We start from the raw sequence: 2,028 nt of genomic DNA, 5'->3' as shown, positions 1-2,028 counted from the left end.
ATAATTCAAGTGAATTTGTTTGAAAGAAGAACTTTAAAAGCTTTATTTTCACCCGATAAAATACCCATAAAACAAGAGGAAGCTCAAATGAGCTTCCTCTTGTGAAAAATTGTGGGACAGCAATGGCATATTCGCCCCTTTTATTGTAATTTTTTTTAATCACAGCTTGGTGAAAATTTCTTCACGACTCAGGCGTGACTTGGGTAACTGAGCATTGAAATCATTTTCGCTGCGGAAACCTAGCGTCATAATCACTGATGGAATTAACCCTTTTTCATCTAATTCCAATTCCTGGCGAATAATCTGTTCATCAAATCCGCCAATAGGGGTGGCATCAACTCCTTCAATAGCTGCGGCCAGTAACATTTGACCGAGCGCAATAAAAGTCTGATTTTCTGCCCAGCGCTGAATATCCCCTTTTTCATTACGGTAATAATCCACATAACCGCTACGGCTGTCTTTTTGGCCCTGTTTGGCTTTTTCATCTTTAAAACGGCCACTAAGATCATCTTGCTTGAGCAGGGTATCAAGGTGCTGTTCTGAAATATCCGCTTTGGTACAGAACAGAATGGTATGAGAAGAATCTAGAACTTTAGGTGCATTGTAGGCATATTTCCCAACCAAGGCTTTGGCGATACGCTCTTTGGCGCCTTGATCATCGGCAATAAAAAAATGCCAGGGCTGAATATTGATGGAGGATGGCGTGAGACGCAGGATTTCTAATAAACGTTCAAACTGCTCTTGATGAATTTTTTTACTGGGATCATATGCTTTCGTTGTGTAGCGTGATTTTGAAACGTTTAATAAATCCATGAGTGACATTTCCACTATTAAATTTTTAATGATTTTACCTGATTCCTTGCTGAAATGGCTTGGAAGAATTATGGGATAGCTTATATTTTGGCATCAAGCGTGTGAATTTTTATGGTGAATAAAAGTAAAAAACTTAATAAAATGTATAATTAATAGCAATATACAATGACGAAATACGAAATCTATATTGGTACTTTTTGTTAAATCACGTTTAATCGAATAATTACATCGCCTGTAGACCGAGTCAGACAATGATAGATGATACAAACCATTTTAAAAGACGATTAAAAACCCAACAGCAGATTGGGTTATGGGTGGGGCTGGCAGATGCTTACGGCACTGAAATTGCGGCCAATGCAGGCTATGACTGGTTACTCATTGATGGGGAACATGCACCGAGCGATTTAAGAACCACACTCTCTCAATTGCAAAGTATCGCAGCGTATCCATCACAAGCTGTGGTTCGTCCACCTATTGGCAGTGTGCAGCTGATTAAGCAACTTTTGGATATTGGGGCGCAAACTTTATTGATTCCCATGGTGGAAACGGTTGAGCAGGCTGAGCTGATGGTGAAAGCGGTACGTTATCCGCCAGAAGGAATTCGTGGCGTAGGTGCCGCATTGGCCCGTGCAACACGCTGGAACAGTATCCCGGATTATTATGCAACAGCACATGAAAATATTTGTCTGCTGATTCAGATTGAATCTGTGACAGGTCTGGAAAATCTGGATGATATTTTAAAAGTGGAGGGAATTGACGGTGTATTTATTGGCGCTGTAGATTTGTCTGCGACCATGGGATATCAGGGTAATCCGAATCATCCGGAAGTACAAAAAGCGGTTGTTGATGCCATTCAACGCATTCGGGCATCGGGTAAAGCAGCGGGGATTTTATCAACGGTGCATGACGTAACGCAAAAATATATTGATTTGGGTACCGAGTTTGTTGCGGTAGGGGTGGATACCAGCGTATTAATGAATTCACTGCGCGAGCTTTTAGCCAAATATAAAAATGATGCGGAAGTGATAAAATCTGAAGGTGGGTATTAATTTTTAATATTTTATATCAGCTTTTAAATTGTACCTGATGAGCCTGTAAATTATTTTGTGTAAGTTCCATTTTTTATAAATGATCTTTTAATCGATCATCGAACTGAATCGTAAACCAATTCATTGCTAAACGCCAATTTTGAATTGGCATGGTCCATTTTTTAGC

The 2,028-nt window shown here is 39.8% G+C and carries 2 protein-coding genes; one reads left to right on the top strand and one right to left on the bottom strand.

The window, feature by feature from the left end; translation table 11 throughout:
• Positions 1-159: 159 nt before the first annotated feature.
• On the bottom strand, positions 160-813 hold the full coding sequence (gene nfsB / locus FTT83_RS15835) for an oxygen-insensitive NAD(P)H nitroreductase (protein WP_180044724.1): 654 nt from the start codon (positions 811-813) through the stop codon (positions 160-162).
• Positions 814-1,064: 251 nt separating this feature from the next.
• On the opposite strand from nfsB, the gene hpaI reads away from it, so the two are divergent.
• The gene (gene hpaI / locus FTT83_RS15830) at positions 1,065-1,862 is read left to right on the top strand and encodes a 4-hydroxy-2-oxoheptanedioate aldolase (RefSeq protein ID WP_180044607.1); all 798 of its coding nucleotides are present in this window, start codon (positions 1,065-1,067) and stop codon (positions 1,860-1,862) included.
• Positions 1,863-2,028: the final 166 nt, after the last annotated feature.

The organism is Acinetobacter sp. YH01018 (assembly GCF_013420295.1).
Taxonomy (GTDB): Bacteria; Pseudomonadota; Gammaproteobacteria; order Pseudomonadales; family Moraxellaceae; genus Acinetobacter.
Note: the sequence above shows the minus strand (reverse complement) of the source record. Positions and strands in the feature narration are given on the sequence as shown.